38 protein-coding genes and 1 other RNA gene are annotated in these 24,773 nt (G+C 61.7%); 6 read left to right on the forward strand and 33 right to left on the reverse strand.

What is annotated here, in order from left to right; translation table 11 throughout:
• Window positions 1-28: 28 nt before the first annotated feature.
• From ABG82_RS19360 to ABG82_RS27845, 3 genes are all read right to left on the reverse strand, one after another.
• Entirely contained in the window at window positions 29-1,582 is a 1,554-nt protein-coding gene (locus tag ABG82_RS19360; RefSeq protein WP_234708119.1) for a hypothetical protein, read from the reverse strand.
• A 76-nt stretch (window positions 1,583-1,658) separates the two neighbouring features.
• Window positions 1,659-2,093, reverse strand: coding sequence for a hypothetical protein (locus tag ABG82_RS19365; protein WP_234708118.1), 435 nt, complete (start codon window positions 2,091-2,093; stop codon window positions 1,659-1,661).
• A gap of 315 nt (window positions 2,094-2,408) precedes the next feature.
• The gene (locus tag ABG82_RS27845; RefSeq protein WP_078343311.1) at window positions 2,409-2,690 is read right to left on the reverse strand and encodes a hypothetical protein; all 282 of its coding nucleotides are present in this window, start codon (window positions 2,688-2,690) and stop codon (window positions 2,409-2,411) included.
• A gap of 116 nt (window positions 2,691-2,806) precedes the next feature.
• Here ABG82_RS27845 and ABG82_RS19370 point away from each other — a divergent pair, with 116 nt between their 5' ends.
• Entirely contained in the window at window positions 2,807-3,241 is a 435-nt protein-coding gene (locus ABG82_RS19370) for a hypothetical protein (RefSeq protein ID WP_043080427.1), read from the forward strand.
• 5 nt (window positions 3,242-3,246) lie between these two features.
• On the opposite strand, the gene ABG82_RS19375 is transcribed toward ABG82_RS19370, so the two are convergent.
• The 13 genes from ABG82_RS19375 to ABG82_RS19435 all read right to left on the reverse strand — a co-directional run bounded on the left by ABG82_RS19375 (window position 3,247) and on the right by ABG82_RS19435 (window position 9,790).
• Complete coding sequence (locus ABG82_RS19375; RefSeq protein ID WP_043080426.1) at window positions 3,247-3,516, reverse strand: hypothetical protein; 270 nt, start codon at window positions 3,514-3,516, stop codon at window positions 3,247-3,249.
• The gene (locus ABG82_RS19380; RefSeq protein ID WP_131676357.1) at window positions 3,513-3,959 is read right to left on the reverse strand and encodes a hypothetical protein; all 447 of its coding nucleotides are present in this window, start codon (window positions 3,957-3,959) and stop codon (window positions 3,513-3,515) included. Before ABG82_RS19380 ends, ABG82_RS19375 begins: the two co-directional genes overlap by 4 nt.
• A 308-nt stretch (window positions 3,960-4,267) precedes the next feature.
• Complete coding sequence (locus ABG82_RS19390) at window positions 4,268-5,164, reverse strand: hypothetical protein (protein WP_065212771.1); 897 nt, start codon at window positions 5,162-5,164, stop codon at window positions 4,268-4,270.
• Between the two features lie 185 nt (window positions 5,165-5,349).
• A complete protein-coding gene (locus tag ABG82_RS28325) occupies window positions 5,350-5,523 on the reverse strand; it encodes a hypothetical protein (RefSeq protein ID WP_155772775.1) in 174 nt (57 codons plus the stop codon).
• A 2-nt stretch (window positions 5,524-5,525) separates the two neighbouring features.
• The gene (locus ABG82_RS28645) at window positions 5,526-5,702 is read right to left on the reverse strand and encodes a hypothetical protein (RefSeq protein WP_165589757.1); all 177 of its coding nucleotides are present in this window, start codon (window positions 5,700-5,702) and stop codon (window positions 5,526-5,528) included.
• Window positions 5,699-6,103 carry a hypothetical protein gene (locus tag ABG82_RS19395; protein ID WP_043080422.1) on the reverse strand — a complete coding sequence of 135 codons (405 nt, stop codon included), beginning with the start codon at window positions 6,101-6,103 and terminating at the stop codon, window positions 5,699-5,701. The genes ABG82_RS28645 and ABG82_RS19395 overlap by 4 nt, the downstream gene beginning before the upstream one ends.
• A gap of 8 nt (window positions 6,104-6,111) precedes the next feature.
• The gene (locus ABG82_RS19400) at window positions 6,112-6,768 is read right to left on the reverse strand and encodes a molecular chaperone DnaJ (RefSeq protein WP_234708117.1); all 657 of its coding nucleotides are present in this window, start codon (window positions 6,766-6,768) and stop codon (window positions 6,112-6,114) included.
• Window positions 6,769-6,831: 63 nt separating this feature from the next.
• Entirely contained in the window at window positions 6,832-7,170 is a 339-nt protein-coding gene (locus ABG82_RS19405) for a WhiB family transcriptional regulator (protein WP_043080420.1), read from the reverse strand.
• Window positions 7,171-7,788 carry a hypothetical protein gene (locus ABG82_RS19410; RefSeq protein WP_043080419.1) on the reverse strand — a complete coding sequence of 206 codons (618 nt, stop codon included), beginning with the start codon at window positions 7,786-7,788 and terminating at the stop codon, window positions 7,171-7,173.
• The gene (locus ABG82_RS19415; protein WP_043080418.1) at window positions 7,785-8,027 is read right to left on the reverse strand and encodes a hypothetical protein; all 243 of its coding nucleotides are present in this window, start codon (window positions 8,025-8,027) and stop codon (window positions 7,785-7,787) included. Before ABG82_RS19415 ends, ABG82_RS19410 begins: the two co-directional genes overlap by 4 nt.
• The gene (locus ABG82_RS19420) at window positions 8,024-8,389 is read right to left on the reverse strand and encodes a hypothetical protein (RefSeq protein ID WP_043080417.1); all 366 of its coding nucleotides are present in this window, start codon (window positions 8,387-8,389) and stop codon (window positions 8,024-8,026) included. The genes ABG82_RS19415 and ABG82_RS19420 overlap by 4 nt, the downstream gene beginning before the upstream one ends.
• Before the next feature lie 772 nt (window positions 8,390-9,161).
• Complete coding sequence (locus tag ABG82_RS19430; protein ID WP_043080136.1) at window positions 9,162-9,533, reverse strand: hypothetical protein; 372 nt, start codon at window positions 9,531-9,533, stop codon at window positions 9,162-9,164.
• Window positions 9,533-9,790, reverse strand: a complete 258-nt coding sequence (locus ABG82_RS19435) for a glutaredoxin family protein (protein WP_043080135.1) — start codon at window positions 9,788-9,790, stop codon at window positions 9,533-9,535. The genes ABG82_RS19430 and ABG82_RS19435 overlap by 1 nt, the downstream gene beginning before the upstream one ends.
• A gap of 228 nt (window positions 9,791-10,018) precedes the next feature.
• Between ABG82_RS19435 and ABG82_RS19445 the strand changes: the two genes are divergently transcribed.
• Window positions 10,019-10,654 carry a hypothetical protein gene (locus tag ABG82_RS19445; RefSeq protein WP_043080133.1) on the forward strand — a complete coding sequence of 212 codons (636 nt, stop codon included), beginning with the start codon at window positions 10,019-10,021 and terminating at the stop codon, window positions 10,652-10,654.
• A 160-nt stretch (window positions 10,655-10,814) separates the two neighbouring features.
• On the opposite strand, the gene ABG82_RS19450 is transcribed toward ABG82_RS19445, so the two are convergent.
• The 15 genes from ABG82_RS19450 to ABG82_RS19520 all read right to left on the reverse strand — a co-directional run bounded on the left by ABG82_RS19450 (window position 10,815) and on the right by ABG82_RS19520 (window position 18,903).
• Window positions 10,815-12,206, reverse strand: coding sequence for a DNA cytosine methyltransferase (locus ABG82_RS19450; protein WP_043080132.1), 1,392 nt, complete (start codon window positions 12,204-12,206; stop codon window positions 10,815-10,817).
• A complete protein-coding gene (locus ABG82_RS19455) occupies window positions 12,203-12,463 on the reverse strand; it encodes a hypothetical protein (protein WP_043080131.1) in 261 nt (86 codons plus the stop codon). The genes ABG82_RS19450 and ABG82_RS19455 overlap by 4 nt, the downstream gene beginning before the upstream one ends.
• Complete coding sequence (locus tag ABG82_RS19460) at window positions 12,460-12,873, reverse strand: hypothetical protein (RefSeq protein ID WP_234708112.1); 414 nt, start codon at window positions 12,871-12,873, stop codon at window positions 12,460-12,462. The genes ABG82_RS19455 and ABG82_RS19460 overlap by 4 nt, the downstream gene beginning before the upstream one ends.
• Entirely contained in the window at window positions 12,870-13,439 is a 570-nt protein-coding gene (locus ABG82_RS19465) for a hypothetical protein (protein WP_043080130.1), read from the reverse strand. The genes ABG82_RS19460 and ABG82_RS19465 overlap by 4 nt, the downstream gene beginning before the upstream one ends.
• Window positions 13,440-13,491: 52 nt before the next feature.
• Window positions 13,492-13,887 (reverse strand): hypothetical protein, encoded by a 396-nt coding sequence (locus ABG82_RS19470; protein ID WP_043080129.1) that lies wholly within the window; start codon window positions 13,885-13,887, stop codon window positions 13,492-13,494.
• A 7-nt stretch (window positions 13,888-13,894) separates the two neighbouring features.
• The gene (locus ABG82_RS19475) at window positions 13,895-14,134 is read right to left on the reverse strand and encodes a hypothetical protein (RefSeq protein WP_043080128.1); all 240 of its coding nucleotides are present in this window, start codon (window positions 14,132-14,134) and stop codon (window positions 13,895-13,897) included.
• Entirely contained in the window at window positions 14,134-15,177 is a 1,044-nt protein-coding gene (locus ABG82_RS19480; protein ID WP_043080127.1) for a hypothetical protein, read from the reverse strand. The genes ABG82_RS19475 and ABG82_RS19480 overlap by 1 nt, the downstream gene beginning before the upstream one ends.
• A complete protein-coding gene (locus ABG82_RS19485; RefSeq protein WP_043080126.1) occupies window positions 15,174-16,136 on the reverse strand; it encodes a YqaJ viral recombinase family protein in 963 nt (320 codons plus the stop codon). The genes ABG82_RS19480 and ABG82_RS19485 overlap by 4 nt, the downstream gene beginning before the upstream one ends.
• A 166-nt stretch (window positions 16,137-16,302) precedes the next feature.
• Complete coding sequence (locus ABG82_RS19490; RefSeq protein ID WP_043080125.1) at window positions 16,303-16,614, reverse strand: hypothetical protein; 312 nt, start codon at window positions 16,612-16,614, stop codon at window positions 16,303-16,305.
• On the reverse strand, window positions 16,611-16,817 hold the full coding sequence (locus ABG82_RS19495) for a hypothetical protein (RefSeq protein WP_043080124.1): 207 nt from the start codon (window positions 16,815-16,817) through the stop codon (window positions 16,611-16,613). The genes ABG82_RS19490 and ABG82_RS19495 overlap by 4 nt, the downstream gene beginning before the upstream one ends.
• Complete coding sequence (locus ABG82_RS19500) at window positions 16,818-17,150, reverse strand: hypothetical protein (RefSeq protein WP_043080123.1); 333 nt, start codon at window positions 17,148-17,150, stop codon at window positions 16,818-16,820.
• Complete coding sequence (locus tag ABG82_RS19505) at window positions 17,150-17,359, reverse strand: hypothetical protein (protein ID WP_043080122.1); 210 nt, start codon at window positions 17,357-17,359, stop codon at window positions 17,150-17,152. Before ABG82_RS19505 ends, ABG82_RS19500 begins: the two co-directional genes overlap by 1 nt.
• Complete coding sequence (locus tag ABG82_RS19510) at window positions 17,359-17,733, reverse strand: DUF732 domain-containing protein (RefSeq protein WP_234708110.1); 375 nt, start codon at window positions 17,731-17,733, stop codon at window positions 17,359-17,361. Before ABG82_RS19510 ends, ABG82_RS19505 begins: the two co-directional genes overlap by 1 nt.
• Before the next feature lie 115 nt (window positions 17,734-17,848).
• Window positions 17,849-18,109: a helix-turn-helix domain-containing protein gene (locus ABG82_RS19515; protein ID WP_043080121.1), complete on the reverse strand. Its 261-nt coding sequence runs from the start codon at window positions 18,107-18,109 to the stop codon at window positions 17,849-17,851.
• Window positions 18,106-18,903, reverse strand: coding sequence for a phage antirepressor KilAC domain-containing protein (locus ABG82_RS19520; RefSeq protein ID WP_052511126.1), 798 nt, complete (start codon window positions 18,901-18,903; stop codon window positions 18,106-18,108). The genes ABG82_RS19515 and ABG82_RS19520 overlap by 4 nt, the downstream gene beginning before the upstream one ends.
• A gap of 484 nt (window positions 18,904-19,387) precedes the next feature.
• On the opposite strand from ABG82_RS19520, the gene ABG82_RS19525 reads away from it, so the two are divergent.
• From ABG82_RS19525 to ABG82_RS19535, 4 genes are all read left to right on the forward strand, one after another.
• On the forward strand, window positions 19,388-20,647 hold the full coding sequence (locus tag ABG82_RS19525; protein WP_052511125.1) for a helix-turn-helix domain-containing protein: 1,260 nt from the start codon (window positions 19,388-19,390) through the stop codon (window positions 20,645-20,647).
• Between the two features lie 1,269 nt (window positions 20,648-21,916).
• The gene (locus ABG82_RS28330) at window positions 21,917-22,168 is read left to right on the forward strand and encodes a hypothetical protein (protein WP_131676346.1); all 252 of its coding nucleotides are present in this window, start codon (window positions 21,917-21,919) and stop codon (window positions 22,166-22,168) included.
• A 50-nt stretch (window positions 22,169-22,218) separates the two neighbouring features.
• A complete protein-coding gene (locus ABG82_RS19530) occupies window positions 22,219-22,842 on the forward strand; it encodes a hypothetical protein (protein ID WP_054491490.1) in 624 nt (207 codons plus the stop codon).
• Window positions 22,839-23,246 (forward strand): hypothetical protein, encoded by a 408-nt coding sequence (locus ABG82_RS19535; RefSeq protein ID WP_043080119.1) that lies wholly within the window; start codon window positions 22,839-22,841, stop codon window positions 23,244-23,246. Before ABG82_RS19530 ends, ABG82_RS19535 begins: the two co-directional genes overlap by 4 nt.
• Here the strand turns inward: ABG82_RS19535 and ABG82_RS19540 are convergent.
• Both ABG82_RS19540 and ssrA read right to left on the reverse strand, forming a co-directional pair.
• Window positions 23,236-24,327, reverse strand: coding sequence for a tyrosine-type recombinase/integrase (locus ABG82_RS19540; protein WP_043080118.1), 1,092 nt, complete (start codon window positions 24,325-24,327; stop codon window positions 23,236-23,238). The genes ABG82_RS19535 and ABG82_RS19540 overlap by 11 nt on opposite strands.
• A 75-nt stretch (window positions 24,328-24,402) precedes the next feature.
• Window positions 24,403-24,771: a transfer-messenger RNA gene (gene ssrA, locus ABG82_RS19545) on the reverse strand.
• Window positions 24,772-24,773: the final 2 nt, after the last annotated feature.

Genomic DNA, 24,773 nt, shown 5'->3' on the forward strand with positions numbered 1-24,773 from the left:
GCTGCGGCACAGGGCAGCACCTGCGGATTTAGAATGCGGCTCCCAGCGCGTCGAAGTGGCTACTTGTTGTTTCGGGATTTGCGGAGCCCATCGAGGGCAGCGCGGCCGGCGAGTCTTCCTCGGCGAATTCCAGAACACCCCAATGCGCCATCGTTACCGCGATGACCTGCGCAATTGAGCCTTCACGGTCGTCCCAAACCTTGTCTCCCCGAGGCAGTTCGCGGGTCATCGCGACCTCTAAACCCTCAGTCAGAATCGGCTGGTTTGTGTGTCCCAGGTCACCGGACATTGCGGCGTCCACGAAGCCTTGGAACGCGACCGCGATCTGTCCGGTCGTCGTCAACGTGACATCAATCCCCAGCTTTTTCAGATACGGCGCCAGCGGTTTCGCCGGATCGTGATCGTCGATGACCACCGCAGCCGGGTCCCACAGGTCGATCAGCCGCACAATGTACGCGGCGACCTGCCCGATCGTCGCTTTCTCGTAGTAGCCGATTTCGATCTGCACACGGCCTTCGATCGTGCGCTGCCCCACCGCGATAGCCCACCGCGCCAGATCACGCGTACGGGACACCGCCAAAACTTTCTGCCCGACAAGTTCGGGCGCATAGTCGGTCAACGGCTCCCACACCTCCTTGATTGGGATGACCGGGTCAATGAACCGGGCGTCCGCCGGCCACTCACCCCACCCGAGAAAGTCGGCTTCCCACAGCGCGACCTTCGATGCCTCGCGGCTCTCGACCGCTGTCTTGTAAAACCGCTCGATATCGCGCTCTTTCGAAATCACCCCATATGACGGCTCGGCCAGACGCCAGTTCTCGCGGTCCTCACGCGCCGCCTTGCGCTCGACTGAATCCTTAGGCGGATCCGGTGCCGCGAACTCGATGAACAACAGATCTGTGTCCTTGTTCAGCCCGCGGCGCCGCATACCCGCGAACACGTGGCAATTCGGATGCTCCGATTCCACGGGCGCCGTGGACGTGTAGATCGTTTGGGAGTTCGCCGACGCAACCTGTGCACCCTGCAGCGCCGAAACTTCGTCCTGCGTCAGGTTGTATGCCTCATCGAAAATCGCCAGATCAATCCGGTCAAGACCACGGCCCTTGTCGCCGGATCGAACGCCGAACTGCACTGTGACCTCGGTGCCGAGCTTCGATCGGACTACGATTTCACCGAAGCCCTGTTTTCCGCCGGTCATTGAGACCACACGGTTTTTCAGCGACGGCCGCGAATTGATGATCGCCTTGACACGTTTGAACACTGCGTCGGAGGTGTTGCCGCGCTGCGCGGTGTAGGCGATGTTCTCGCCGAGGATGAACAGCCCGAACAGGATGCGCAACACCAGAATCAGGGTCTTGCCCTGCTGGCGGGTGCAGACCAGCACCACGTCCGGATGCGTCCACAGATAGTCTGAGCGGCGACTCAAGATCTTGCGCATCGTGCGCCATTGCCATGGCAGCGACCGCTGTTTAGTGATGCGGTGCCCGAACCGTGCGCAACGGTCGCCATCGGTTTCGTCACCGGCGAACGAATGCTCGTGCTTGGGTTCTTGCCGTCCGGTCAGTCGCGGCCACTCACCCACCCATGGCGGTGTGTCTTGTTTGTTCGGCGGTGCACCGGCTTTCGGTCGCCGCGCGGTCGCGCGTTTGGCCGGCGACCTAGATGTCGTCGAGGTCGTCGTCTTCCGAGCCGCCGCCACCATTCGGTCCCATCGATCCCGCGCGCTGTTTGTGAATCTCAGCGAGCAAATGCCGTAACAACGTGGTCTGTTGTCTCTCCTCGGCGATCGTTGAATCGATCTTCGCTTCGACAATCACGGTCGCCGGATTCTTGCCATTGTCGTCAGCAGCCGCCACGATGCCGCGCAGATCCAAACGCACCCACGACGATTCGACACCCGAGTTGATACCCGCCAGCGTTTCCAGACGATCCGCCACACGCGCGGCCTGCCGGATCAGCGCGGTCAATCCAGGGCCATCCTCCTTGCGTTCCAACTCAACCCGCAGCCGCTCCCCCGCACCCGGTTCAGCCCCCGCCTGCGCCTGCCCCGTGCCGGCCGCCGTCCGCTTTGTCCTCGCGGCTGTCCGTTTCACGGCCTTCACCGGCCCCATGTCAGAGGCCGGTTCCTCACTACTTGAGGTGGTTTTCGTCCGCTTCGTAGTCCGTGCCGCCGTCACCGCGACGCACCCCCAAAATTTTCAGAGTCGCCCAAAAAAAATTCCTGACTACCGCCGGTGTCAGCTGGGGTGGGGTTGCTAGGAAATTTGGGGGTGGCATACACGCTGGTCAGGGCTGTTTTCTGGTTAACGCTGTTGAGACTCTGACCTGCGATGATGTCGTCTAGCAAACGTTGGGTGTGTGGTGGGGTTGGGTCGCTTGGCATCCACCTCGTGTAGTGCACGATGAGGTCATCCGTTGCGGGCCTGGTCTTCGTGGCTGGATTGTGGGCCGTTGAGGATGTGGCAGTTGGGTCCGAGTTTGGGTGCGTAGATGCTGGCTCCGCAGTGGCATGTCCACATGTGGTGTCGGGTGTTGCATGCGCAGGGTAGGTAGCGCTGTGTCCATCCGTCTTCGTCGCTGCTGTGCCAGTTGGGGCAGTAGAGGGGTCCGACTCGGGTCCAGCCTTTGCCGTTGGGGACGAGGTCGCCGACGTATGTGTTGGGGAATCGGTCGCGTGGCGGGCGTGCCATGGTGTGGTTCTACTCGCGGGGTGCGACATGGCGTCTCCGAGTGCGTGTCGCGACCGAGGAACGGGCTTGGCCAATACGCTCGTGGCAACAACGATTGATACATGGGAAGGGCTGATATGCGCATTGATGATGTGTTCGCTGTGGAGTTGGAACGGGATGGGGATGATCCGAAGGCGCCGACGACGCTGAAGGATCCAGTCAGTGTTGATTTGCTTGAGGGCGGCGCATTGCATGTTGTGTCCAAGCGTGAGTACCTGGTTGACGGGTACCAGACGTTTGACTCGGTGATCTATCCGGCACGGCGGGTGAGGAAAATCGTGCTGAAGATGTACACGCTTGCTGTACTGAGTGGCGGTCACAGGAAGTCTCACTACGTTGGACTTCCTGCCACTGAGGTGCGCGGAAAGATCCTGTACTTCCTGGGCAACGACGGTGTTGATCCGGGCCGAGCCGGCCGCTTTGTGGATCATCTGTTGGCCAGGGGCGATCAGGATCACTTTGAGTACGACATGAGCGGTAAGCATGACTATCGATTCATCGTGTATAGCTAGTTCCGTCATTGGCTTAGTGCTTGGGTGATGAGCGAGTCGACGTGGTTGGTGATGCTGCGTTTCCAGAGGTTGGCGTGGAGCAGGGCTTGCATCCACCAGCGGTTGGTTCCTGGTAGGTAGTGGCGGGACCATGCGTTCATGTAGCGCACGAATTCGAGTCGTTCCGGGTTGTCCATGTCGGATAGTCCGAGTAGTGCGAACAGCTGGTCGGGGTCCATGTCGCGGGGGTCGAGCGGGGTTGTTCCGCCGCAGGCGGCGAATTCAGAATCGCTCACGGCAACCCCAAGGTTTGACGTGCGATGATGGCTGCGAATTGGGCCTGGCCGCATTGGTTGATCAGGTAGTTGGTCGCGCCCCCCGCCGGCGGGTCGTTATCGCGCATGTACTGCTCCCACGCCAGGCTGCGCAACGTGGCCCGGTGGTGCTGCTGTGCTGCGGCTAGCGCTTCGTCGAGGTCGTCGCCTCGGTACAGTTCGCCCCGGTCGACGTTGAGCGAGCCTTGATTCTCTCTCCAGCAGACGGTGTGCCATCGGTGGGGGTTCTCGAACGCGTCGCCGAAGTACACGCTGTAGTTGCCACCGCTGTGGGTCGCGGCTATGTAGTGGTGTCCGTCGCCCCGTTCAGTCCATTCGAGTTTGTCAGGGCCAGTTGAAGATTCGGGTTCCGAGTGCGGGGTCGGCGTCGGGTCGGTTGGTGAGGGCTGGTCGTTCGTCGTCACGGTGGCCTCCTTGGCGTTGTTTGTTGCAGGTGCCGTGTAGGAGTCGGTCTGCACGGCTGGTGGTGGATTGGGTGCGGGCAACACTGTGGTCGGCGGCGAGGGATCCGCTGGTGGTGTCGGGTTTTCCGTCGCGGCGTGTGGCGTTGGGGTTGTGGTCCCAGTTGCGGGTGCGGTCGCGGTACATGGGTCGTGCGCACCACCAGCAGGGTTGCCCGTCGATGTGGCGCGTGAGTAGCCGGTCACGTTGTTGTTGGTGGTCGTGGCCCAGTCGTTTCTGCGTGGTTGTTCTCGGCGTGCGGTTCGGCATGTCAGCCCGCGTCGTCGTCTTGGTCGTCGTCGGCGGCGAGGTGTTGCGGTTTGGGGCTGCTCTCCCAAGCATCGTCGGGGCGTGCGTGCCGGCCGTGTTCGGGTTGGGGTTCGGGCTTCACGGTGAACGCGTGCCCGCCGCCGCGTACCGGAATTGCCTGCACTTGTTCCGGTTTCGCGCCTTGCTGTTCCGCTATTTCGGTGATCTGATCCGAGATTGACGGCTCGGGTATGTGTGAATAAGCGCCGTATCGAGTCATAGCGCCGATGGGGCCGGGCATTGTGGGTTGGCCGACTGGCGGCGTGATCTGCGCTTTGGTGAGTCTGACGCGGGTGTTGTCGCCGAGTGCGCCGCGCAGTTGGCGTAGCACCTCGATCAGGTACGGGAGTTGGGTGTCGTCGGCTTTCACCATGAACTGTGCGCCCAGTTTCTCGCCGAACTCGGCGCCATCCAGAGGGATAGCAAGGTGTACTTGGTAGAAGTCGCCGAGCCGGGTGAAGAATTCGTGTGCCTGGTCGGCGGGTGTGCGCGGGTCGCTGTCCAGTGTCGGTGCGGTCTGTTCGGTGAGCGTTTGGACGGCGTCGTGGAGGTTCTTTGTGGCTTTGTGTGCGCGGGCGACGGGGCATAGTTCGTCGCGGCGTCGGGTGTCGCGTTCTAGCCGCTGTTTGGCGCGTTCCAATCTCGCTCGGCTGCGGTACACGCGCTGTTGGGCTTCGGCGAGCCGTTCGTCGACGGTGTCTGTTGCCTCACTCAGCTTGATGGCCTTATGAACCGCCTCGAATGCCGGGCCGAGGGCGTAGTCGGGTTGGGTGCGGTTCAGGGCGACAGCGCCGAGGATGGGTGCTAGTGCTTGGTACGCACGGCGGCGGACGTCGTCGGTGTCGGGTTGGGTGGTCATGGGTGCGGTGTCTCCTTTGGTGTTGTGGGGGTTTGGTTCTGGTGGACGCAGCTGCGGCCTCTCCCCACCGATTGAGGGGGTCATGGGTCGCGCTTGCCGAGTCGAAACACCGCATTGGTTCCCGGTTTGACGTCCACCAGATGTCGGTGACGGTAACGGGATTCGGGCGGTGATGTCGGGCAGCGTCATTCGGCTACCCTGACCGGTAAGTAGTTGTCATCCCAGGTCGCGAACCAACCGTCGATTGACCGCAGTGAGCGAGCGATATCCATCAGTGCGAGGGCAATAACCACCTGCGGATCGGCGTTTTTGGCGTGAAGGTCGTACTGTTCAGCATTTTCGAGGTGGTTTGGTCCCATGATCAGTCTCCTATTCGGGTGAGGCGTTTTCCGGGTGCGGGTTCGGGTTCTGTTGCGCCGCCGAGTGCTTCGTCGACCGCCAATCTGCCTATGAGGCGCGTGCAGAGTTCAGCGGCGTTGCCGAGGCCATGGCGGTTCAGGATCTTCGCGGCCTCCTGCGGGGTGGCGATATCGCTCATCGTGGTTTCCCGGTTTCGGGGTTTATGCCGTTGGCGTTCAGCGTCTGCTCATCGGTTGGTGTGGACAACCTCATGTGATCGACCAGCGGGACGCAGTCGATGCTCCAGCCACCGAAGTCCTGGTGTGCGTTGACCGCCACCCACAACACTTCATCGGTACGCATGATTTTCAGGATGAGCTTGCCGACGTTGCGGGCCAGTGGTTCCATGTCGGGTCCGCCAGCCAACTCGATTCCGGGCATGGTCATTTCGGACCGGTCGATGGTGCCGCGGGTTCGGACACGTAGCGGGATGGCGTCGCGCCGGAATACGTCGGGGATGAGCGCTCCCCCAACTTCGTTGAGCGCGTCGGACATGTACCGCACCAGCACGTTTCGCATGTGCTGCTCAGGTTCAGTCATCGGTGTACCTATTCGATCGGGGCGCCGGCGGCGCGCAGGATGTCGGCGGACGCTTCGACGGCGTTCCAGGCTGTTCGGTCGCCGCCGTGGCGGTCGGGGTGGGTGTTGGCGCGGGCTTTCCGGTATGTGTTCCGGGCGGTTTCGGGGTCGTGCAAGATGCGGTGCGCCCAATCGGAGACGCTGTCTTCATTGCCTTGCGCGGCTTTCGCGAGGTGCACGGCGGCACCGGCGGCGGTCTGCGAGACCGGGGTGGCTTTGGCTTCGATGGCCTGCCAGCCGCGGTACTGCTGCCCGGTTTGGGTGATTCCGTAGCGTTCGACCTTGCGTAGGGCTTCGAGGCCGAGCGCGATGGCGCGCAGGTTGTCTTGCCAGCGGGTGAAGGTGTCACACGGGTATGACAGCGCCCCGTGGCGGGATTCGATGTTCAGGATGACGCCGGGGTGCTGCGCGGTGGCGTTGGCGCGCGGCATGCCGTCTGTGATACGGAAATCTTGCTCGCGCATGGCGATTTGCAGCACTGTGGGGGCGTATTTCTCGCCTTTCCCGAGGTACCAGAGTTCCCGATCGAGCCGGGTGAGGGTGTCACTCCAATGCGCTGAGAAGTTCGAGCGTCGGCGGTCACGTGTGAGTCCACGGGGCCATGTTTCGATGGGTCGAAGTGTCATGTTGGGTGGGTAGTCGGGCATTTCGATGTTTTCCTTGCTCTGGTTGGGTGATGTTGTGGTGGTTCAGAATTCGTCGCGTTTACGTCCGCGTTCGCGGCCTGTTTTCCCTCCCCATATGCCGTGGTAGTCGAGGATGCTGTCGGCGTAGTTCAGGCATTCGGCCCTGACAGGGCACACTGCGCAAACACGTTTGGCTTCGGCGACGATGAGGCGTCGTTTCAGTTCGGATTTCGAGCGTTTGATCGTGGCTTCGGACCGCGCCGGGTCGGGGTAGAAAATGTCTGGTCGGGGATGTCCGCGGCACGCTGCCTGCCGTTTCCAGGTTTCGTCGATTCCGTTGCCGAGTTCAGCGAGCCGTCGTTCGGTGCGGCCCTTGTTCGGGAAGATCGCGCCGCCGGCCATCTACGAGGCCAGCCATTCGGTTTCCCAGTCGACGAGGGCAATGTTCTCGATGTGTCGGCGGCGGGTGTCGACGGGGAGGCGCCAGCCGAGGTCAAGGGCGCCCATGTGCGCCAGTCCGAGCGCGTCGGCTTGGTCGTGGTTTTTGATGCGGTGTTGGTCGTCGAACCATGTGGCTTGCGATTCGGACAGCACCAGTTTCTTGTGTTCGCCGGGCTTGAGGCCGTTCGGGGCGCGTCCGGTGATGAATTTTCCTCGGGTGGTTGGGTTTACGACGGTGATGGGGATTCGTTTCGCGTCCAGGATTGAGAACAGTGCCCACCAGAGGCCGTCTCGGTCGAACTTACTGGGCAGGTTCGATGCCCATGCGGGGCCTTCGATGACGGCGCGAACAATGGGTGCGGTGGTGTGGATTTCGCAGACGATGGCGTTGATTTCGCGTGCTTCGGTGATGATGCGTCGGCTTCGGCGCCACCACGGAACGCCTTCGCGTAGCGAGTATCCGACGTGTGTGATCACTGAGGGGTGGGCGACGCTATCGGTGGTTTCGCGGGTGATCGAGGCTATGCCGGCTCGGGCGAGCGACGGGTCTAGGCCGAGTACCGATTCGGGGCCGGTCATATCTGAATCTCCTTGTGGGGCATTGCTAGTCGTTTCACAGCGACAGCGAGTAGAAAGCCAACATCCTCTGGTGCCTGATTTTCGGCGCTGAGTGCGATCACACTGATTGGGCATAGAGGGTCGCCGTTGTGGTCGGCTAAGTGCTCTTGAAAATCGGCGATGAACTGGTCGAGCGCCTTCTCTGCGGCGGCGACGAGCTGGTCGGCTATGGCGGTCACAGCGGGCGGTATGTGGCTCATGCGTGGGGGTCCTGAATGACGCGCAGGGTGTCACGCTTTTTGTGGACGTGGGGCCGGGCGGCTGCCACGGATGCGCGGAGCGCCGGGTGCTGGCCGAAGACGTTGCGTTCCAGCCTGCATACGCGTGCGAGTAGTTCGTCGATACTGGCCATGGCGTGCGCTAAGTCCATGGCGACAACCGGGTCGGGCGTGGTGAACACCTGCACGCCGCGTGGTGATTTCACGTTCCAGCGCGGTGGTCCGCCGGTGTAGGCGTGCTTGCCGTCGAACCATCCGAAGGACGTGCGTCGGGTGGCGGGGTCGATGCGAACTTCCCAACGGCCGGAGCCGTTCTCGGACTTCGTGGGCGTGGTGGTTTTCATGCGGTGTTCTCCAATCGGGGGTGGGTGCAGCGGATCAGCGGCGACTCGGGGTCGTCGGGGTCGGAGTAGCGCAGGCCGTTGGGGTCGCAGTCGGGGCATGCGCGGATCGCGGCAAGCGTGACTGCGCGTTGGCTGGCTGCGGCTTGGAGTTGTTGGGCGTCCCAGGTGTTTGCGTTGCGGCGCGCGTTAGCGCAGGCGCCGCATGGCAGTTCGGTTCCGCCGGGGTGTTGGGGGCAGTGCTCGGCCGGGCGGCTTCCTACCGGACTATCCCCACTAGAAGTAACTACTAATGGGTGGGGTGGGGTGGGACCACGGGACTCCCCAGGGGACACGTTTTCGCCAGGTTCTTCCGTGTCCCCGTCGTTGTCCCCTGGGGACATTTGGTCATCTATGCCGGTCACGAAGTTTCGGCCGCGCCGTCTTTGGTTCCGTTTCTTCTCGGCTTCGCGTTTGCGCTTGGCGGCATTTTCGGCCTTAGTTTGCTGCCATTTTGCCCAATTTCTGACCAAAATTCCGTCACTTTCTGGGCAGCAGAGCGGGGCGTCGAGAGGTCCGGGGGCCGTGAGGGCAGCGACGACCGACCGAGGTACGAGAAGGGATTTCAGCTTCGCGTGTGGGATGTAGCCGTCGGTCTCTTCCTTTGCTGACCACGACCCCGCCAGCACCCACGCGCCGGCAACCGCGATCCGCATCGGAACACGGACAGGGGTCACGGGCAGGTTCATGATTGGCTTCGAATCGCTGAACCCGTCATCGACGTAGAACCACGCCACTACGCGCGCACCTCCTCGGTGTCGAACAACGAATCCATCTGTGCTTCCATGGCTGCCGTGTGGGACCGCTGGCGCGTCTGCGCATGGTGCTCCAGGTCGTAGTGCAGGTGGCACCCCTGGCACATGGCGCGCAGGTTCTCCTCGCGGCTGTCCTCGGGCGTGTGATTCAGGTGCGCGACGGTCAGCACAACCCGGCTGCCAGTGCCGTAGGCGGGCTGTCCGTTGATGTTCGGGCACCGGCGAAGGTGTGTGCCCCGCCGGCACTCGCCCTCGCACTCGCAGCGGCCTTGGGCGCGCTCGAATCGAATCCGGCGCGATATCTCGGGCCAGTCCTTGGGGTAACGGGAGCGGTTCTCGGGGCGGATAGGCATCACGCGGCCTCCGCTGCCAGCGCGTCGAGCTTGTCTGGCCGGTAGCCGTCCCACTGGTCCTCGCCGGCCGGTGTGGCGACACACACGATCGGTGCGGTCTTCATACCGAGTTCGATTGCCGCCTCACGGATGGCGTCGTCGGAGTCGATTGGGATTGCGGTGTAAGCGATTCCGAGGCGGTCCAGGTGTCTCAGCGTCATTCGGCAGGGCTGGCAGGACGTTCCCGCGGTGTAGACGGTGACGGTGAGTTCAGGCATGTTCGTTTTCTTTCTTCACGTTGCATTTGTGTCCGGTGGACGGGATCGGTTCCCGGCAGCTGTCGACCTTGCAGATCGGCGAGCACGACAGATGGCGCTCACCCTGGTTGCAGGTCACAAGTTCGCCGCACACCGTGCAACGAGGAAACCGACGCCGCCTGTACCTCATCGGTACCGACTACTTGAATCGGCGCCCGAACCCAATGCCCGTTCAGTAATCTGATCCGGGTGACCAGCTCTACTGCCCCGCAAGAGGACATACGCACGCTGCTTCTGCAGTTCCTTGGCGCCTACTCGCGTGTTCAGAATTACGTCGACGAGGTAGTTGCGAGAACATTCTTCTCGAAGCGGCTCGGGATGGCGGCTGAGCGAGTTTGGAAACTGGCGGTCAGCCGTATCAGGGATGACGAGAGGGTGCCGCTGTTCCTTGCTATAGCAGACGAATTGAAGACTGACGCAGACCTCGAACTCTTCGAAGATGTCTACAAGAAACGCAAGACGCTGCGTGACGGTATAGCGCATTCGGCGCATTTCGCGGCGGATGGTGAACACCTGGTTTCGATCCAACGGACCGTTGTCGCAACGGGTTTGGATCCCTTTCCTGAGCCTGTAAAAGTAGATCGGGACGAGCTGCTGGCGGCCATCAGAGACTGCAGCTGGTTGCAGGCGCAGATGGTCTACGTTCTGCTGTCTGGCATGAACTTGAAGATGGCATTGGGCGACATTCCGGTCACTGTTCCTAAACCTGCGCGGAACCCAGATGACTGGGACAGAGCCGAATTTGCTCTGCCCGTAGATCAGGAATCGGTTGAAGATGCTCATGATCCGCTGACCTCGCCGGTGCCGGGCCAGAGTGTCGGGTAGATGGCTGCGCTTTCGGCCCAGCAGGATCGGCATTCGCGGGCGATGAACCGGGCGCGGAATTCTTGGTCGCAGCGCTGGCAGCGGAACGTGAACCACGGGAGCGGCTGTTTCACCACGCGGGGTGCGCGTGTCCGGGCGTACCGCGGGGCAGGTAAGGCCGTCATGTCAGGCTCTCCACGCCTGCAGTGATCAGGTCGCGTGAGCTAGGCGGGGTGACAGCGTTTCCTGCCATACGGACCTGTTCACGCCGGTTTCCTTTGATCACGTAGTCGGCCGGGAAGTCCATAGCGCGTTTGATTTCGCGTGGTTCCAGCATGCGGAACCGGACGTCGTCGAGATCGATCGTGGGACGTTCGTCCGAGATGACCAGCGCGTGATGATTACCTGATGCGGTCACGGTCGCCAGCGGGCGACTCACAGGCCGTGCGTCGCTGCTGCCGCCGCGTAGCTCGGCGATGAACGCCAAGCCGTCGGTCTCCCTGGTGGTTCGGGTCGAGAACGGCTCACTGGTTGGTGCAGCGCCGTCACGCCAGGTACCGCCGCAGGGCACCAGCAGGCCAGTTTCGCTGCGTGTCGTCATCGTCCGGACGGGCTCGGAGACGGGGCGCGCTTCCTTACCCTCGCGGCCCTCCACAGGTACCAGTAGCGGCAGCCAGTACCGGTCTATGCCGGCGCGGACCCGCGCCATCGTCTTGGGGGCTAGCGGCCCGTAGCTCACCTCGCCGGTTTTCTTGTCGACAAATTTCTTGAGCGACTTGTCGCCGAGGCGTTCACCCAGCAGTGACCAATCGATGATGTCGCCGGCGACTCGCACCAACGGTTCGACGACTCTGTTGCGGCACTTGGTCTTAGGGCAGCGGAACGCGTATTGCTGGCGGTAGCGGCCGACGGTGTTGCCGGGTTTCTTGAATACCTGCATGGCGTCGATCGGCCCGCAGTCTGGGCATACGGCGCGTGGGCGCACGATGCGCTCAAGATCGGGCTTGCGGTTGCCGCGCCGCCAGAACACCACATACAGCCGATCGCGGGATTGCGGCGCTCCGAATCCGGCCAGTTGCGCGTGCATCGAGTTGAGCATCACGAGCTGGTGGTCGTAGCCCAGTGATTCCATGGCCGCAAGCCACGCCGGGAATGGCGCCCACGCCGCGGCCTCGACTACGTTTTCCACGAATACCATTTCGTATTGGTGGAATTCGGAGAACCGGATGACGTCCCACATGGTGGCACGGGAGCGTTCGGCGGCTTCGTCGGGCAGGGTGTCGCCGAACAGATCGGGTTGCGTATCTACGCGCTTTCGGCCCTTGGCTTGCGAATGGTTGGTGCACTCCGGCGAGAACCAACCCATGGTCGTCTTCGGGAAGTACACGGGATGGATCTGTGATAGGTCAGCGCAATAGTGGTCTGCGTCTGGATGATTGGCGTTGTGCGTCTCGACGGCCAGCTGCCAATGGTTCGCAGCTGCCCGGACCGCCACGCCTTCGACCTCTACCGCTCCCGTGCTTGAACCGCCTGCACCGCAGAAGAAATCGGTCAGCGTGATATGCAGACTCATTGGGGTGTTACCTCATCGGCGAGGGGTTGGACACTGTCTGGGGGTTCGGCGTTGGGGTCGCGGCCACCGAAGTAGCGCAGCCGCAACCCTTCTGGCGCGTCGGGTGCCAGCGGTTCGCCTTCGACTACGGTTCGGTCCGTGTCCGGGTCGTATGTGACGGATACGACCCGGACTCGACGGCCTTCAACGGTTTCGCCGAACTGCTGACCGACGGTGAACTCGTCGGTGCGGTCGCCGACGAACTTCGCGCACCTCACGCGTCGACCGCCGGTTCGACCACGACCAACGGTTGCGCTGCGGGCTGCGGCGGAAACTCATCGGGCAAGGCGTGTACCGGCAGCGGCGTCAGCGGGAACATTTCGCCGTGTTCACGAGCCAAGTTGCTGAGCCACTGCAAGATTTCGGTGTCAACGGCGAGCGTCTCGAACGCAGGCGTTCGGCCGGGGTCGACAGCCGCGGCAAGACCCGGATACTGTTCGCGTACCACGGTTCTGCACGCGTCAAATGCCGGCGCCATCTCAGATACGAGCGGCACGTAGCCGAGCATGTACCCCAACACGTCGTACACCTGGGACAGAAGGCAGAAGATCCGGTCCGGGTTTCCGAGAGCGAGGGTTACGACGACACCGATCGGGAACTCGCGCGGCTCGGCGTTGGTCATGGTCATGAGATCCACCAGCCGGGCGAGTCGAGCATCGTGACGGCGCCGATGAACGCCGCGGTCAGCATGAACATCGCGAACGCTGCAGCGTTGCCGACCGCTGCCCTGTGGCGGCGCTTCATGCGCCGTACCTTGCTTCGGCGCTGCAGACGGCGTGCCCGCTTCGAGTCGCGGTTCCGCAGGCGGCGCCGCCGGATCTCATCTACCGGAACATCACCCAGGTACACGCTCTTGTGTTGCAGCGCGCCGAGTATCGCCAGTTCATAGGCATTGGGCTCCCGTACGGGTTCGGTGTCCGAGTGGTAGTGCGTAGTCGGGTGGACTACTTCTGCAGCCGGTCCGGCCGAGTCGTCCACCTGTCCGCTTTTCCCCTGGTCAGAAGGGTCTTGCGGGTGGTAGTCCACCGCTGGATTCGTGAGCCCTTGTTCCACCGCGCCACCGATCAACATGTCGGCCAACGCGCCGTCCTCAAGTTCGTTGGTGACGTCGAGGTCGATGTCGTCGAGGTAGTCGCGGATCTTGTCGACGCCGCGCAGCTGCTCGGCTTGACGATTCCGCTGGTAGTCGGTCATCCGTGAGGTCTGCCGGACCGCGCGTGCGGCCCGGCGCCGAGCACGGCTCGGATTACCCCTCATCGCTGAACTCCGGCCCGGTCTCGGCTACGGGTTCGGTGTCGCCCGTCGCCTCAGCCGATGGGACCGCGGTGCCGTCAACGACGTCGAGCATGGAACCCTGGTTTAGGTCGGGGTTGGCCGGCGCCTTGCCGCCGAACTTCCAGGCTGTGACGAGCTTGCAACGCCGGTAGGCGGTTTCGTCGCTGTCGGGGGTTTCCTTGTCGACGCCCTTGGACACGACGCGCAGCCTCACAACGATGTCGATGTTGTCGCACAGCGCTGGCGGCTCATCCATCACGAGCAGGACGTTCGGCCCTAGCCGCAGCTCTGCACCACCGTCCTCGTTCGGGATGTTGTCGAGTGCGTTGGTGGACTTCAAGTCCTTGGGTTTGGTTACGGTTCCCATGGCGGTGTTATCTCCCTGCGGTGGTGGTGGTTTCCGGCCCGGTTGGGTCGGCAGCGTCCGACGGGTTGTCGGCCGGGTCTTGGGTGGAATCGGTGACGGTCAAGATGACGTCGCCGTCTTGGTCCGGCTTGGACACCCAAACCGTCGAGTCGGGGCCGTATCTGGCCTGAATGGCGTTGGTGACGAACATGTTCACGGCGCCGAGCGTCAGCCCTCCGCACGCCGTGAACTTCCCGGTGCGCGCCATCAGTTCTGATCGCTTTCGAGTCCGAGTTCGCCTTGCTCCCCATCCGGCGCGGCCGGCGTGGTGTCTTCCTCTGAATCCGGTTCGCGGGCATCCCAGGCGCACAAGATGTCGCCGAGGCTGTCGGCGAGCAGGTCGTCGGAGTCCTTCTGCCAGTTGTTGAGTGTGGTGACGATGTCGCGGAGCTGCGCGTCGGTCATGTCGTCGCGGTGCTCAGGCAGCCGGTCCGCCCCAGTCAGTACAGCGATGACGATGCGTTGTTCTTCCGGTTCGGTGGTCTTGCCGGCGGCGAACAGCTGAAACATGCGGTTCAGCCACTTCTGCCGGGACGCCGCAGACATCGGCTTATCGCCATCCGCGGTAGAGGCGGGCTGCTCGGCCGGCCCGGATGCTGCGGCGGCGCGCTCACGCAACGCGCTGGTGCCCTTGGCGCGCTGCGGTAACCGCTCCGATTGGACCTTGATCGGTTGTGGCTCTAGCTCCAGTTCCTCACGGCTGTAAGGGATACCGAGCAGTACGTCGGGCGCGATCTTGCGGCACACTTCCATCGCTGCCTTCGCGTACAACATGGCCTGCGGATCGGTTTGGTACTTGGAGTTGCCGGTGTACTTGGCCTTTTCGGCGCGGGCAATGTCCCACGTCGACGTTTCAACCTGACCGGTGCGTGGGTCCGTGGCGGTGACGGTGACCCGCTCGTCGCTTGTCTCGACTGTTTGAACCACGATCCCCGCGGCAGTCTTCACCAGAGCAACGGCGGTGCGCGCGTAGATAGCAGGTTTCCCCTGCACCACGAAAATCTGTTGCAGCGACTGAATGGGGTTGAGTCCCAGCTCTGCGCCGTAGAGAATTGCTACAGCACCGTTTCCGGGTTTCCCGCGGTAGAGCGCTGGAACTAGTTCGCTGTCGCAGAGACCGTTGGCGAGTTCCATCGCGTCGCGCATAGCGGCGACTTGGGAGACGAGTGTGCCTAGCGCCTCGGGCACGGTAGGTAGTCCAGCCGCTGGCAGCACAGCGATTTCAGCGCCCGTGGTGGTGGTTTCGGTCATGATTGGTTGTCTCCGTTCAGGAATCGGATTTGTTCGGGTGTGACACCTTTGGCCGCATAGAGTGCGATCGAGTTCTTTCCGGACTTCTGTCGGTGCGCGATCTTCACGCCGCCGAATTCGGCGCGCTTGTCGCGTTCCATGCGTTTCATGAGCATGTTTTTCGCGCCCTGGTAGTTCTCTTCGGCACGGTCGAATTCAGCTCTGGCCGTGACGAATTGCAGAGCCTCGGCGCCGTCGAGGACCGTGGTCGCGTCCGCATTGATTTCGGGGTTCATCTCGCGGATGCAGCTGTAGGTGTGCACCGTGTTATCGAGGTCCGGCACCTTGTTGGACTGCAGCAGCCCCCAGAACTTCTGCGCTTCATCGAGAATCCACGCCGCCGTGCTCGGATCGAACTCGATTTCGTAGATCCGTTCGTTGTAGTACGGCCCCACCACTAGCAGGTGACCGGGAAGATCCGTCCATCCGGTGAACAACATTTGCGTCAGCACCTGCGCCGCATAGTCTTCCGGGCAATCGCCGGTCAGGTCGTCGCCGAACAGTTCCAGATCGTTGAAGTGCCGAGCCGACTTGAACTCGACAACGCGCCGTGAACGTCCCCGGACGCCGCGCCGGTCCACAGTCGCCACACACGGAAACCCGAATTTGTCCGGGTCGATGTGCACCTGCACTTCACCTTCGGATAAACGCCACCCAGTGTTTCGGCGGCGCCACCTGTTCGCGGCATACGCTTCGAGGTCATGCCCGATGTCGAATACTTCTTTAGGCGGTTCCGGATCGACGAGACCCTGCATGCGGTGCCACAGCCGGTATGCCGACTCGTAGCGAGAAACCCCAAGGATGGCAGCGACTTTCGAAGGCGTGATGACCCTCGACCACATCTCTGATCCCGGTTGCAGGAACTGCGGATCACGTTTCGTGTAGATACCGGTAATGCCGGTGGTGGGATTCGCGGTCATGACGCAATCGCCTTGCTCTCAGGGGCCGGCCGAAGCGACCCATACGGCTTGCCGGACATTGGACACACACACGCCCCCAATGAGTCGTTGTGCCAGCGCACCGTCCGATCGGCTGTCGGATAGACCGGCTGCCGGCAGACCGGGCACAGCGGCGTTCGACGCCCGATCACAGCGACACAACCTTCAACATGTCGGCGACGCATTCGAACGCCTGCCCGCACTCGCACTGGGCCGGAAGATCCAGCGCTTCACACGCTTTCGTGCAAATTTCGAGGCAGTCATCACACATGTGCAACACCGGGTCAAGACACCGTTTGAAGATGTAGTCGTAGGAATGGCAACGCACCATCCATTTCGCGGCGCGGCCACACACCCGGCCGATGTGCTGTTCGCAGTAGATCGACATGCATTCGCACGCCCGCTGCGGCATAGCGCCAACGAGGTCCGCGACGTCGACATCGAGCACCGGGGCAGTCATGACGCTTTCCGTTTCACCACAGAGGATTTCCGCTTCGATGCGTTCGCGTGTTCCAGCAGCTGCGCGGTCAACCGAAGCTCGAAAACACTCCACGAAAAGTGAGCGTCTTCGCCGTAGACGTGGTTGATCTCGGCGAGCAGCGCGGCAGCGCGCCACATCTTGTCCGCGGTATCCAGGGGTGGCGGGGGTAGACGCCGAGCCATTCAGACCACCTCGCAAGCAGGCGTGGCGTCATCGATATGCACCCACCTGCGCGAAGCGCTACCCAGGTAGACCTGCCGGCCGCACGCACACTGTTTCGAGCGTTCGTCGGGCTGTTTGAGTTGGCGACGGCGGGACGTTCCACCGCCGTCGCCCGATCCGGTGACAGCCCCAGCGCTGTTCCCGGCTGCCTTGAGCGCGTCCCGGATCTCGCCGAGCACTGCCAGCAGTTCCGTTTCGAACGGTGTCAACGGTTTCGACGTGAGGCGATCTCGCGCTTCCCGTGCCGCGATCTCTGCGGCGCGCACATCGGCGGGGTTGGGGCCGAATCCCATCAGCGCGTCCCCTTCCCGACCATGGGCGGCACGGGGCAGCGGCCGAAGATCTCCGCGACACGGTTGTGCACCTGCATCCGCCACGGGCCTGCGTTCCACACACCTTGTGTTGTCACAGGTTTGGCGAGCACCTGGTAGCCACAGCCGCGCGGGCAGTCCAGAGTTTCCGGTGCGGCCTCACGCGGGCACCGGTCACCGGTGGCGCTCATCAGGCGACCCGAGTCGGTGCGGGCGCGGTGACGGCCGGTGTGTGATCGGGGGTGTCACTGTTCGCCGATTCCACGAACCGGTTCCACAACGGAACGCGCCGAGGGCAATACGCCTCGATTGAGAGCTTGATGACCCGGCCGGCAGCCTCATAGCTGAAGCCGTCGTTATGGATCAGCTGCCCGACAAGCGCGATCCCGCCGAAGGTCGGAGTGCTGTCCAGCAGCGCGCACACGGTCTGCGCGGTCTTGCCGGTGTAGTCGATGACCGGGTCGGCGTGTGCTGCCGGTGCGGGACTGGCTAGCACGGCGATTGCGGCGCCGACACCAGCCGCAATCAGTAGACGGGTATGACGAACAGAGCTACGGTGTTGCATGCCGACTCCTCGTAGATAGGGGTTGGTGAAGGGGACGCTGGCGGTGGCTTTCTTGGCGGTTAGGCATCGCCAGCGTTTTCATGTATTCAGTTGTTCTGCAAAGTAATTCAGCGATCTATGATGCGAACCTGCGCCGAGTGGTCGCCGTGGCGCTAGTCAGCCGTGACCCAGCTTCCACCTCGCCCGCTGGCGTTTCTGGGCGCACTTCGCGACGGCACTTCTCCAGCGCCTCGGCGATGTCCGCGTCGGACATCCGCCACTTCCGACCCACCTTGTAGCCACTGAACCGACCCGAACGGAGCTGTACAGCCAGCCACTCCGGCGAATTGCCGAAATGCTCGGCAGCCTCCTCAAGCGGATAGGTCGTGACAGTCACGCGGACGCCGCCAGCTTCTCGACCAGCTTGTCGATACCCCTCGGTGTGACACGCACTTGTGGAGTTCGCAGGTGGATTCGGCCGTCGTCATCGACCCACTCCCCCATGGGCTTCTCACGCAAGTAGCCAGAATTGATGGCGGACTGGTATGCGCGAGGGCGCCCCTTGTGGTCCTTGTATGTCCAGCGGACTTCGTCATTTAGAGCCGCCCAGAGCCGCGTTTCCCCGGTCTCGATACCTGCGCGCTGCATCACCTTCGCCGTTTCGTTGACGTCGTAGTCGCCGTCAGCGGAGAGGAAGTTGTCGAACTTGCGAGCCTTCGGCTCCAACTCGGCGATGCGATCGTCGCGCTGATCGATCATCGCCTTCGCGTCAAGTAGTGCGATCGCGAAACGCTCCTCACGGGTAGCGATCGGTCGCTCAGAATCCAAAAGGTGATCACGAACCTGGCGGGCCACCCGTGAATCACGCAGCAGCATGCCAATCCGCAGCACTGCGCGACGCGGGTAGATCAGGAAAGTGCCTGCTCTACCAGCCTTCATATTGAAGGTCAGTTCAAAGTCGGCGCGCGAGACGACGTTGAGGCCGTCGTCATCCAGTTCCTCGCGGTTGCGCATTACGAGGGTCTGGATCGTCTTCACTGGTACGTCGTAAAACGACGCGACCATCTCGGTGGTGACATTCATGTCGTCGGGCAGGGTGCGGAGCACGCCAACCTTGTCGAGTACCTCGACGCGATCCGCGAGCGCGTCACGTTCGGAACGCGCTGAGGCGAGAGTCAGGTCGGCGCCCATCAGGCCACCTCCGACTTGGACGGGGTAACTCGCGGAACGTAGGTGGTTGAGATCGACCCAGCTGGCAGGTTGTACGCGTGCTCAAGTCCGGCAATCAACTGTGCGCTTGCACCGCGGTGTCCATTTTCAATGGCACTCAGCGCGCCCCTCGTCGGGCGATCTCCGGTGACTTCGGCGATAAGCTCGGCGACTTCTTCGAGCTTGAGCCCTGAGACGCGGCGGAGAACCCCTAGCGGGACGTGGGGCGGCACTTTAGTCGCTCTGCGGGTTGAATACCGTTTGGATTCGGGTCCGTTTGGCATATCGGTAACGCTACACGAGATGAATCCGATGGCAAACCGTAATTCTGGATCATTTTGGCATTCGGCAAACCTGGTTGACCTGCGCCTTTACCGCTAAGAGTCGTAACGATGCTGGAAATTACACGCATGGCGTTTGCCATCCGATCCGAAAGTTTGCCCAAATTTTCTGACACACTAGGGGCATGCCACGGAATACAGGAGCGTTTGCGGCCGTCGTGAGGCGCCGCCTGGATGAGCTTGGGCTGACTCAACTCGACGTAGCGGACCGCGGCGGGCCCAGTGATTCAACGTTGCGCAAGATTCTCGACGGCGAGCCGGTGAACATCGCGGCATCGACACTGCGCAAGTTGGACGCGCCATTGGATTGGCAGGCAGGATCCGCAGCGAAGTGGCTCTCCAACCCGCCAGCCGACGGAGGCATGCCACCTGTGTTAAGTCAGAAGACTGGCGATCTCACGCCTATCCCCCAATCCACCGGAACCGATACCAGCATCGGCGGCGACCCTGTAACCGCTCGTTACTCGCCGGTCGGCCTCGGACGCGGACTGGCCAGCCTGATACCCACGGAATTCGATCCGGAGGCATGGCAGCAAGGTCTGGACTCAGAGACTGCGATCGTTGAAGAGGCATGGTCAGCCGTCCATGAGCTCGTGGAAGCTGTACTCGAATCCAACCCGTCAAATCGCCTGCGCGGAGCGGCGCAGGAGATAATCTCGAAGATCTCTGCAACGACGATTGTTCGAATACTTACCGGGAGGTACGCACCCCAACTGGAAGGATGGCTGGCTCGCATCTATCGGGAACGCGACCAGCTACACAGAGCACTAGCAGACTCTGCAACGCCGTGGGTGGCGACCGAGCTATCACCGGAGGAAGCCGCGCATTCCGCTGTACAACATGCGACCAGCTGGCCAACGTATTTTTCGAAGCGAACCGCTGATCCCCACGAGCTGTCGGATCAGTCACTTTCCGCCGTGGAAGCTATCGTCTCCCAGTCGCTGGCCGAGCACCACGCAGAGATGCGACGGCGCGCACGCGAGCAGGCCAGACACCAAGCCTTGGTTCACCAAGCGTGGTCATCATTGGGCGACGACCACAACCAGCAGCAGAGCTACGCACCCGAGATAGGCGACGGGCAGTACGCGAGATACCTTGCGGCAAGGCTGTCGACTCCGCATCAAGGCGGCGACCCAGATCTCCACGCTCAACTGCCCATGACGGACGCCGAGTACGACGCCGCGCAGGCCCGGTATCGACGTGAGTTCGCGGAGATGGTCGTCTTCGACGGTTCGATTCGGACAGTAATGCGCACGCCGGCCGGAAACACCCCGAGCCGGGATGCCACATCCTCACTGGACGATACGAAACCTGCGCTCCCCGAAGTTGAATCGCGACTTCGCGGAAGCGCGTCCGGCGGCGATGCCTCTAAGCGCAGCAGCTAGCACTCCCGCCTCTGCCGCAGACCAAGATTCTTGTGGCACAACATCAAGAAGATGATTGATCTCCAACATGTGTTGAAGAAGAAGGTCGTAGCCACCTAGACGTTCACCAACGAAACCGGTATGTTCACCTGTGTCGCCTAGGCGAAGTTTTGTGTGGCGATGGTTCGTGTCCTCATCACCGCCTGTGTAGTGCGTCTGCCGACGACCTGAACAACGTGTCGTATCCGCCGGATAACCGCATCTGCCCTGTTCAGGGCAGGTATCGTCAACTGCCTTAGGGCTAGTTTTTTGCTCACGATTGATTACTTCTGCCGCACTAAGAGTGCATTCATCGTGTTTACGGATTGTGTCGCGTGGCGTAGCCTCGTACATGACTGAAACCTGCTCCCAAGTAGTTTTTCGGTCAGGAAGGCTCGGTGTTCGCGCACCGAGCCTTCCGCTTGTTGTAAGTCAAGGGCTCCATTTATTTATCAATTGAATTTTCAGAGCTATATTTCAACTTCGAAATACGAATTCCCGCAATTTGCTCAATATTTCGAATCTACCTAGAACCTCCGGTACAATGTCTAGTGGTCCTAGATATTTCGAGGTCCATCTCACCCTGGCTGGAATAGAGCCAGCACCCATCTTGGGCCCTTTCGTGGCGTCACCTTTCGATCTCAGCACAAGATCCGTCGACACGCAACTACCATCCAAGCTGGTCAAGGCAGCCTTGACAACACCTCCAGCTAACTTGCACAGCACAATGTTTAATCGAGTTCTACACAGTTCTGCACACGGTGATGCACTGGCACTTAAGGGTGCATCGTTACGCCTCGATCGGCGGAATTCCCCTGGTCGCCAGACGACGTTAGACGCCAATACCCGACAATGTACGACACTGTCGGGTGGACATTGGCGGAAAAAGTCGGCGCAAATCACTGCACAGGTCGGCACAACTTCGTATACCGCGCTATACAGAATTCACACACCCCAGCAACGCTCACCAAGCCGACTACCCCGATCCAGGCCCTTGGAAAGTTCTTATTGCCGACGCTCAGCTAGAACGCGGGGGGCCTGCAGGCTGACGGAACGCGGGTGTTACGTGTGCATCCGGGCAGACCGATGCCACCATCGAGGCTGCTCCGCGATGGAGCGAGCGGAGCGCGAACGCCCTCTATGAGCTACCAGATGCGGAGGCTCGGCGTGTCCATCGACAAAACACAGGATGTCCAGATCGTGTGATTCGATTCGATTATGAAACACAAACGCCTGGGGCAGGGGGTGTAGGTGAGCGGCGAGCAAGTCAGCAGATCCCAGGCACGGAAAAGCCTGGAAGGCCCGGTTTACAAAGTCGTCTCCAAGTACATGCGCAAGGGCTGGAAGCTGACCAAGGGGGGACACCTATACACACTTTGGTGCCCTTGCGGTGGCCTTGGCGGCAAGGGCTGGTTCGCCGTCAACGGAACGCCGAACGATGCCGACTATCACGCGCAACAGATCGAACGGTTCTGCCGAAAATGCCCTAAAAAGCCACATTGAGGTATCTGTTTCCAGTTGACAACAGATGAATGGGGTTGGACACTGGCGCCATGCCCGTCTACGAGTTCTCTTTCGCGACGAATGAACTACAAGGTCCCGATGACGAGCGCCTCGCATCGGTGGCTAAGGGCTGCCACGACGCAACTGCATACGCCCATGGCGGTCTAACTGTGGTGGTCGTCGCGATCGAGGGCATCAACGCCTCACGTGCAGGTATCCGAGCTGCTCAGGTCCTACTCGACTCCGGTCTCAACCCCACACGGACCGTTCCCGACCTCGTCGATCGACGCGAGATTTCCGAGCGCGCCGACGTCCGCCGCCAGACCGTCGGCAATTGGGTCCGCGGCGACCGGATGGCCAACACCCCCTTCCCCACCCCATACGTAATGGTCAGCGGCGAACTATGGCTATGGGGCGACGTCGCGGCATGGCTTTCAAGCAACGGCCTCTTCTCCGAGTCTGTGGCGTTTCCCACCGCTGAGGACCACACCAAAGTCGATAGTTGGCTCTACGCGCGGCTAGTCGCTATACCCCCACAAAAAGGGGGGTTGAATGAGTTTCTGAACGTGACCAACATCTTCAAGAACGTCGAATGGCCAGGCGGAGACATCCCCGCGCACCGCGTATCACGGGTGGCAGATGCCACTGAGTTCCGCGTGGTCGCGTGCGTATGAACGAAGTCGCTCCCCCAGTTGTCAACGACGCACGAGATCTGCTGGGGATTACAGACCTTTCGGATATCACATACACCCGGCTATCCGCAGAGATCTCAGATGCCGACGAGCCCTTCGCTGTCCAAGTTCTGGTGCGCCAGGGCGAAACCTCTATCGAAATACTCTGCAAGGCAACGCTTTCCGGCGAAGGCGCAGCGTATGCCGTAGATGCCCTCGCCCAATTCACCGTGAACCAACCGTGCGAAGTGCCTCAAGACGTCGTGCAGGAGTTTGTCGAGAAGGCAGGAATCCTGGCGATCTATCCATATTTGCGAAACGGGATGGTGGACCTCGCGGCCAAACTCGCATTGCCGCGCCCCGTGATCCCCCTTCTACGCCCGGAGGGAACCAAACTCACCCCATAGCAAGCATGTTCGCGATTGCGTTGGCAGCCGCCTCGGCGCTCGCTCGATCGATATGCCCGTAGAGGTCGACGGTCGTCTGAATGGATTCGTGACCGAGGTGGCGCTGGACGACTGGTAACGGAACACCGGCCAGGATCATCCACGACGCGCACGTGTGCCGCAGATCGTGAATGCGGGGTTTACGCGGCAGGGCTGTTCTCTCAACTGCGGGCCACCACACGTTAGCGCGGAAGTTCGGAGGTCGAACCGGGCCAGATTCCGCGCGCCGGCCGCGTCCCGAATTCGTGAACAGCCACTCCCCCGAATACGTCAGCTTCTCCAAAGTACCTCTGCCCACGTTGATCGTTCGTTTCGATCGTTCGGTCTTCGGTGGCGCGAGTCGATATCCACCACCACCGCGCCGCCACGACTGCCAGATCCGTACCGTGCCCGCGGCCTGATCGACGTCGTCGGGCCGCAACGCTGTGGCTTCCGACAGGCGGCACCCCGAAGCGACCAGGAACTCAACGAACGGTCGCCACGGCTCCGTCACTTGATCATTGAGTTCGGCGAACTGCTCACGCGTGAGGAACACCATCTCCTGGGCATGACTCTGCGGCAACCGGATACCCGCGGCCGGGTTGGCTTTCAGCTTCCCGGACGTGACGGCGCCGGCGAGCGCGCCGGATAGGAATCCGTGTTTGTTCGCAATGGTCTTCGGGCTCGATACACCCTCCATGGTGGATACCCATCGCGCGATGTCGTCGCGGGTGAGGTCGTCGAGCGGGATTGGGCCGAGGTGCGAGGCTATGTCGTTTCGAAGGAAGCGGTTGTAGTCCTCGATGGTGCGTTTGTCGACGCCCGTCAGATGGTCGATGTGGTGTCGGATCCATGCCTCGACGGTCAGTTTCGCGCGAGGCTTCGGGCTGACTTTCAGGATTTCCAGAGCTCTCGCGGGACCGAGTCTGTTGATTAGCTCGCAGACGTATTCGGCTTCCTGTCGATCGTTAACTGACAGCGAAGTTTGTTGCCCATCGAGGCGGTAGAGGACTGAGAAATATGGGCTGCCATCACGCCGCTGGCGCTCACGAATTGATGCCACGGGATCAATAATATGTTGACCACAATGTTGACGGCAGGCCATCCGGTAAAAATCTACCGGCTGACCTGCCGTTTTCCGTGGAGCTGCCGGGAATTGAACCCGGGTCCAACGGCCGTTCATTAAGGCTTCTCCGTGCGCAGTTCGCTATGCCTCTACTTGGATCTCTCGGTCCCGCGAACAAGCCGAGATGACGATCCCAGTCGCTGTTTGATGTCCCTACGGGTCCCGCGACCGAACCCGTAGGTTTGTCCCTCTAGCTGATGCCAGGGTCCGGGCCGAGGGCGCTCCCGGTCTGACAGACACGCAGTCGCTTAGGCAGCGAGTGCGTAGTCGCGCTGATGAGAATCGGCGCTTAATTGGTTGCAATGACGCTTACGGTGGTCTCTTGCCTGCACCGGCACGCTTCCCTTAAGTCGAGACTCGCTGTCGAAACCGTTCAGCCCCGT

Source organism: Mycobacteroides immunogenum (assembly GCF_001605725.1).
Classification (GTDB): Bacteria; Actinomycetota; Actinomycetes; order Mycobacteriales; family Mycobacteriaceae; genus Mycobacterium; species Mycobacterium immunogenum.